General features: G+C 72.4%; 3 protein-coding genes and 2 pseudogenes. 2 read left to right on the top strand and 3 right to left on the bottom strand.

The genetic code is table 11. From position 1 onward, the window contains the following. Nucleotides 1–85: 85 nt before the first annotated feature. Nucleotides 86–601: pseudogene (locus tag ABZ281_RS30365) on the bottom strand (M14 family zinc carboxypeptidase); the annotation flags it as partial. Between the two features lie 138 nt (nt 602–739). Here ABZ281_RS30365 and ABZ281_RS30360 point away from each other — a divergent pair. Further along, nucleotides 740–1,279, top strand: a pseudogene (locus ABZ281_RS30360) (LysR family transcriptional regulator substrate-binding protein); the annotation flags it as partial. A 2-nt stretch (nt 1,280–1,281) separates the two neighbouring features. Here the strand turns inward: ABZ281_RS30360 and treY are convergent. Both treY and glgX read right to left on the bottom strand, forming a co-directional pair. After that, nucleotides 1,282–3,651 (bottom strand): malto-oligosyltrehalose synthase, encoded by a 2,370-nt coding sequence (treY, locus tag ABZ281_RS30355; protein ID WP_356660635.1) that lies wholly within the window; start codon nt 3,649–3,651, stop codon nt 1,282–1,284. A 106-nt stretch (nt 3,652–3,757) separates the two neighbouring features. Then, nucleotides 3,758–5,932, bottom strand: coding sequence for a glycogen debranching protein GlgX (glgX, locus tag ABZ281_RS30350; RefSeq protein WP_356660633.1), 2,175 nt, complete (start codon nt 5,930–5,932; stop codon nt 3,758–3,760). Between the two features lie 180 nt (nt 5,933–6,112). Between glgX and ABZ281_RS30345 the strand changes: the two genes are divergently transcribed. Beyond that, on the top strand, nt 6,113–6,931 hold the full coding sequence (locus tag ABZ281_RS30345; RefSeq protein WP_356660631.1) for a Tat pathway signal sequence domain protein: 819 nt from the start codon (nt 6,113–6,115) through the stop codon (nt 6,929–6,931). The last annotated feature ends 170 nt before the right edge of the window (nt 6,932–7,101 follow it).

The following is a 7,101-nucleotide window of genomic DNA, read 5'->3' as shown; positions in this document are numbered from 1 at the left end:
AAGCCAACTCAATGGAGGCAATGTTCTTGATTGCGTGGCACACGTGCCCCTTACTCCTCTACAGTCAGTGACGGATCGATCACACCGCCCCGCCCAGGTCCGTGCCGTGCAGGGTGACCTGGAGATACGGGCGCAGCTCATCGATGACGCCCGTCAAGGCCCAGGTCTCGGGCGGCAGCCGGTCCTGAGGGAGCACGGACGGCGCCCACTCGGGCTGCTCCGGGCCGGCGGGCCGGAAGAAGCCGAGGTGGTAGTCGAAGAGGCTGCGCGGCGCCGGCGTGACGTGCAGGCTCGCCCCGTCGGGGTCCGCGCACAGCAGGAAGTGCCAGGAGACGCCGTCGCGCAACTCCCGCTGTTCCAGGACCCGCCGGGCGAGCGCGAGCAGGGTGCAGGAGCCGGTCGGCTCGTTGGCGTGGGCGCCGGCGACCACCAGTACGGCACGGCGGGCCCGGCCCACGGACAGCAGGTGCAGAGGCCTGCCCGCGCGTGAGACACCCACCTGCCGCAGGGTGCACACGCCGGGGCGCTGAGCCGTCAACGCCCGGGCAGCAGAAACCTGTTCGGTCACCGTCGGGTAGCGCAGCTCCGGCAGGACACTCACCCCCGTCACATCCGCCCGAGTTCGCCATCGCAGTACCCCACGGCCATGGTGAGGTGTCAAGGGCGCCACGGGGGAGGGCCGGGGTCGCCCGGAAGCATTGGCCGCCGGCTACTGCTGGTGCAGCCCCTGCCCCGCCAGGAGGAGCAGGTCGAGAGGGGTACGGCCGACCTGGCCGTCGGCCCGGCGCCCGATGACTGGCCGGGGACCGTCGTGCCGGTCGGCGAGGAGGGCATCGTCCTCGTGGTGCCCTTCGACGACCCGTTCGCTGGCCGGGCGACGGTCACGCTGGCAGAGCTGGCCGACCGCCCCTGGGTGCGCTGCGCCATGGAGCCCGTCGTCCACGGCGAGCGCTTCCTCGACTGGGCGTGCGGCCGCGCGGGCTTCACCCCGCGCACCGCCGTGTTCACCGAGCACACCTCGACAGCGGTACGGATGGCCGCGGCCGGTGTCGGCGTCTGCGCAGCCCCCGCCCACCTCGTAGGCGACGCGGTCGGCGGGGGCTGCGTCGTCCTCACCCCCGACCCGGCCTGGAGGCGCACCCTGACGGTCTTCTCGCGTCTGCCGCCTACCGGCGCGGCACAGAGGTTCGTGGATGTGCTGCGGACGCACTGGCCGCGCCCGCGAGCCCCGCTGCCCGCCTATGAAGACTGCCCCGAGGACAGTTCGGCGCTCGCCTGAGCTCAGTCGCCCACCCTCTCCAGCAACGCCACCGGCACCCCCGCGAACAGTTCCGCCACGCGCGCGTGGCCCGTGAACTCCCGTCCCGGCTCCAGCATGTCCGCCCAGCGGCCCGGCGGCAGGGGCAGTCGCGTGTCCCCCCAGCCGCCCGCCTCCGCGAGCCGCAGGGACAGGCGGGTCACGGCCGTCAGCACCTCGCCGGAGCGGACGAACGCCAGGCAGTGCCGCGCCGCCGGTCCCTCGGCAGGCAGCGCCAGGTACGTCGCCGTGTCGCCGAACGCGCCGGGCCGCCGGGCCCGCAGCCCCAGCGCCGCCCGCGTCACCGCCGCCTTCTCCGAGGACGTGCCGCCGGACTCCGCGGGCGGGAAGTCCACCGCCCGCCGGTTGTCCGGGTCGACCAGCGCCCGGTACTCGGCCTCCGTGCCCTGGTAGACGTCCGGGACGCCCGGCATCGTCAGCTGCACCAGCGCCGTGCCCAGCACATTGGCCCGGATGTGGGGCGCCAGCGACTCCCGGAACGCGGCGACCCGCTCACCCGGCGCACCGCACGGCCCGGCCGCCACGAACCGCTCCACCGCCTCCTCGTACGGCGGCTCCTGCTCGGTCCAGCTGGTGTACAGACCCGCCTCACGCACGTGTTTCAGCAGCGCCCCCCGCACCCGCTCCCGCACCCCGGAGGCCGGGCCCAGCCCGAACACCGTCTGCCAGGCCGCCCACGCCAGTTGCGCGTCCGGCACCCCTTCCCCGGCGCGGGTCACCTCCGCGAGCACGTCCGCCCAGCGGTCCGGGCACTCGGTGAGCACGTGCAGCGCCGCCCGGACGTCCGCACTGCGCTTGGTGTCGTGCGTGGTGGCCACCGTGCCGGTCACCGGCCAGTCGCGCTGCACGCGCGCGCAGTACGCGTGGAATTCCTCCGGCGACAGCGCGGGAGCTCCCGGATTCCCGCCCACCTCGGTCGCCGACAGCAGCGGCACGTACCGGTAGAACGCCGTGTCCTCCACGGACTTGGCCCGCAGCGCCGAGGAGGTCTGCGCGAACCGCGTCCGGAACTCCAGCTGCGCGGGCCCGTCGCCGTACCGCCCCAGCACCAGGTCCCGTACGACGTCGACGGCGCCGGCCTCCTCGGGCACGGCGAAGGTGTGCCGGGCCTCGGCGGCGGCCCCCTCGGTGACCACGGACGCCGCTTCGGCGGACTCGTAGGGCCGGTAGACCTCCATGCGGACCAGGAGCTCCTGGAGCGCCGTGCGCAGCGCCCAGGGGGCCCGGTCGCGCAGGGCCGGCTCCGGCGAGGTCGCGCACAGCCGGCTCGCCACCCGCGTCAGGCGGTCGGTCTCGGTGGCCAGCTCGTGCGTGAGGACCTTGTACGCCGCCCGCCGCACCGTCGCCTCCCACTGCCCGCCCCGGTCCGTCTGCGGGGCCGCGAAGCGCCGGTACTGACCCAGCAGGTCCCCGAACCCGGCGGGGTCCGTGAAGACGCCGTCCACGTGCCGCAGGGCGTCGTACCCGGTGGTTCCCGCGACGGGCCAGGACGCCGGCAGATGCTCGCCGTCGGCAAGGATCTTCTCCACGACCGTCCAGCGGCCCCCGGTCGCCTCGTGCAGCCGGCTGAGGTAGCCGTCGGGATCGGCGAGGCCGTCGGGGTGGTCGATGCGCAGCCCGTCGATCACGCCCTCGTGCAGCAGCTGGAGGACCTTGTCGTGGGTGGCCTCGAACACCTCCGGGTCCTCCACCCGCACCCCGATGAGCTCCGAGATGCTGAAGAACCGCCGGTAGTTGAGCTCGGTCCGGGCCAGCCGCCACCACACCGGGCGGTACCACTGCGCGTCCAGCAGATGCGGCAGCGGCAGGTCATCGGTGCCCTCGCGCAGCGGGAGGACGTGGTCGTAGTAGCGCAGCACGTCACCGTCGACGCGCAGTTCGTCGAGCACCTCGCCCAGCGGCCCGCCCAGGACCGGCAGCAGCACCTGGCCGTCCTGCGCCTCCCAGTCGATGTCGAACCACCGGGCGTACGGCGACCTCGGGCCCTCGCGGAGCACCTCCCACAGGGCGCGGTTGTGGTGCGGGGCCATGGCCATGTGGTTCGGGACGATGTCCACCACCAGGCCGAGCCCGTGCTCGCGCGCGGTGCGCGCCAGTGCCCGCAGCCCCTCCTCGCCGCCCAGCTCCTCGCGCACGCGCGCGTGGTCGACGACGTCGTAGCCGTGCGTCGAGCCCGGCACGGCCTCCAGGACGGGGGAGAGATGCAGGTGCGAGACGCCGAGCGAGGCCAGGTACGGCACGACGGCCGCGGCTGCTCCGAACGGGAACTCGGGCTGCAGCTGCAGCCGGTACGTGGCCGTGGGCACCACCGGGTCAAGTCGCTCAGGTGTCATGGAACGTACGTACCCGCCCCGCCGCCGTTCGTGTCATCCCCCGCGCCGGGTGCGCCGCGTGTCGCCCGGACGAGTGGCTTCCGGGCGACACGCACGCGCTGAGCGGTCAGACGGGCCGCTGGAGCACCGTCATGCTCCGGTCCGGCAGGGTCAGCCGGTCCCCGGCCTGCACCTTCGGGCCGGTGTCCGAGGGCACGCCGGCCGGGAGGGCCGTGTCGACCACGACCTCCCACTGCCGCCCGTGATTGACCGGAACCACGAACTCCAGGGGCTTCGGTGAGGCGTTGAACATCAGCAGGAACGAGTCGTCGCTGATGCGCTCCCCGCGGGCGCCCGGCTCGGAGATCGCGTTGCCGTTGAGGAACACGGTGAGCGCCGACGCCTGCGCCGAGTCCCAGTCCCGCTGGGTCATCTCGCGGCCGTCCGGGGTGAACCAGGCGATGTCGGACAGGTCGTCGTGCGTGCCTTCCACGGGCCGGCCGTGGAAGAAGCGCCGCCGGCGGAAGACCGGGTGGTTGCGGCGCAGCCACACCATCGCGCGCGTGAAGCCCAGCAGCTCCTTGCCCGGCCCGCCCCGGGCGCCCCCGTCCGCCGCGGCCTCGCCCTCCGCCTCCTTGCCCTCCGGGTCCTCCTCCTGCGGCCACTCGACCCAGGCCAGCTCGTTGTCCTGGCAGTAGGCGTTGTTGTTGCCGCGCTGGGTGCGGGCGAACTCGTCGCCGTGGCTGATCATGGGCACGCCCTGGGACAGCATCAGCGTCGCGATGAAGTTCCGCATCTGCCGGGCGCGCAGCCGCAGCACGTCCGGGTCGTCGGTCTCGCCCTCGGCCCCGCAGTTCCAGGACCGGTTGTGGCTCTCGCCGTCCCGGTTGTCCTCGCCGTTGGCCTCGTTGCGCTTGTCGTTGTAGGCCACCAGGTCGTGCAGCGGGAAGCCGTCGTGGCAGGTCACGAAGTTGATCGAGGCGAGCGGGCGGCGCCCGTCGTCCTGGTACAGGTCGGACGAGCCGGTCAGCCGCGAGGCGAACTCCGCGAGGGTGCGCTGCTCGCCCCGCCACAGGTCGCGCACGGTGTCCCGGTACTTGCCGTTCCACTCGGTCCACAGCGGCGGGAAGTTGCCCACCTGGTAGCCGCCCTCGCCCACGTCCCACGGCTCGGCGATCAGCTTGACCTGCGAGACCACCGGATCCTGCTGCACCAGGTCGAAGAACGACGACAGCCGGTCCACCTCGTGGAACTGCCGGGCCAGCGTCGCCGCCAGGTCGAAGCGGAATCCGTCGACGTGCATGTCCGTCACCCAGTACCGCAGCGAGTCCATGATCAGCTGGAGTACGTGCGGGGACCGCATGAGCAGGGAGTTCCCGGTCCCGGTCGTATCCATGTAGTAGCGGGGGTCGTCGGTGAGCCGGTAGTAGCGCGAGTTGTCCAGGCCCTTGAAGGACAGCGTCGGGCCCATGTGGTTGCCCTCGGCGGTGTGGTTGTAGACCACGTCGAGGATCACCTCGATCCCGGCCTCGTGCAGCGCCTTGACCGCCGACTTGAACTCCAGCACCTGCTGGCCCCGGTCGCCCCAGGACGCGTAGGCGTTGTGCGGGGCGAAGAAGCCGATGGTGTTGTAGCCCCAGTAGTTGTTCAGGCCCATGTCGACCAGGCGGTGATCGTTCACGAACTGGTGTACGGGCATCAGCTCCAGGGCGGTGACCCCGAGCTCGGTGAGGTGCTCGATGATCGCCGGGTGCGCGAGGGCCGCGTACGTGCCGCGCAGCTCCTCCGGGAGGCCCGGGTGCCGCATGGTGAGGCCCTTGACGTGGGCCTCGTAGATCACCGTGTGGTGGTACTCGGTGCGCGGGCGCCGGTCGTCACCCCAGTCGAAGTAGGGGTTGACCACGACCGAGGTCATCGTGTGCGGCGCCGAGTCGAGATCGTTGCGCCGGTCGGGATCGTCGAAGTGGTAGCCGTAGACCTCCTCGCCCCAGCGGATCGAACCGCTGATCGCACGCGCGTACGGGTCGAGCAGCAGTTTCGCGGAGTTGCAGCGCAGCCCGCGCTCGGGCGCGTACGGGCCGTGCACCCGGAACCCGTACCGCTGCCCCGGCATGATGCCCGGCACATACGCGTGCCGCACGAAGGCGTCGCTCTCCCGGAGCTCGATCGCCGTCTCCGAGCCGTCGTCGTGCAGCAGACACAGCTCTGCTCGGTCCGCGGCCTCCGTGAAGACCGCGAAGTTGGTACCGGCGCCGTCGTACGTGGCACCGAGTGGATACGCCTCGCCAGGCCAGACCTGCATGGATACGACTCTTTCAGGTGTGCGGCGCCGGTGGGGACGCCTTGGTCCCGAGTCTGCCCGAAAGTGAGGGAACCTCCTATGACTTATCTCCCTCTCACCGAGTGACCAGTGCATACGCGGTATGCCCAACCAATGGGGCCAATACATACTCCCGGGGCTGTGGGGGAGTAGGGGGAAGACGTGCGCAAGACAGTGCACCGCCACCTGGGGAAGATGGTGGCGGGTACCGCCATCGCGGTGGCCGGGACCGCCGTGATGGTGGCGGTGACCCTGCCGGGCACGGCGGGGGCGGACGACGCCGGGCCCCGGGCGGGGCAGTCCGTCCCGCAGGAGGCCGGCGCTGCTGCGGGGGCAGGCGGCCGGGCCGTGGCGCCGGGCGTCGTGGAGGCGGCCCCTGCCGAAGGGCGGCAGGGCCAGGGCCGCGACCCACTGACCGACGACGAACTGAAGCGGGTCGAGAAGATCGCCCTCAGCAACCAGCTCTTCCGGAGCAGCGAGAGCGTCGACGGGGAACGCGGCCCGCAGCGCCTCGGCGTCGACCTCGCCGAACCCGAGGCCGACGAGGCGGGCCGGCCGGACGCGCCCCGGCGCGCCGACGTGACGTTCTACGACTACCGGGACGACACCCTCGTCACCCGGACCGTCGATCTCGGCACCGGCAAGGTGGTGCACAGCGACACCCAGCACGGCGTCCAGCCGCCACTGAGCCGCGCCGAGAAGGCCGAGGCGGCCGGCCTCCTGATCGCCGACCCGCTGGGCTCGGGCCTGAAGGCCGACTACCAGGACGCCACCGGCAAGGCGCTCACCTCCCCGGACCAGCTCCAGCTCAGCGGCGCCGTCTACCGCGCCGCGCCGGGCGCCCAGCCCGCCGTGCTCGGCCCATGCGGGGAGCACCGCTGCGTCCGGCTGTTCCCGAAGGTCAAGAACGGTCCGTGGGTCGACGCCAGGTCGCTGGTGATCGACCTGAGCGCCCGCAAGGTCGCCCGGCTCGGCCGCTGACCCGTCCTTTTCGCTCACCCGTCCACCTCGCTCCTCCTCGTCAGGGAGTCATCTCGTCATGCGCGTGAACAGCAACACCAAGGCCCGCACCCGGGCCGGAAGCGTAGGCCGCCCGGTCGATGCCCAGCAGTTCGAGGGCCTCGTCGTCCGCCGTGCAGCGGTCGTTGTCC

The organism is Streptomyces sp. NPDC006265 (assembly GCF_040613555.1).
Taxonomy (GTDB): Bacteria; Actinomycetota; Actinomycetes; order Streptomycetales; family Streptomycetaceae; genus Streptomyces.
Note: the sequence above shows the minus strand (reverse complement) of the source record. Positions and strands in the feature narration are given on the sequence as shown.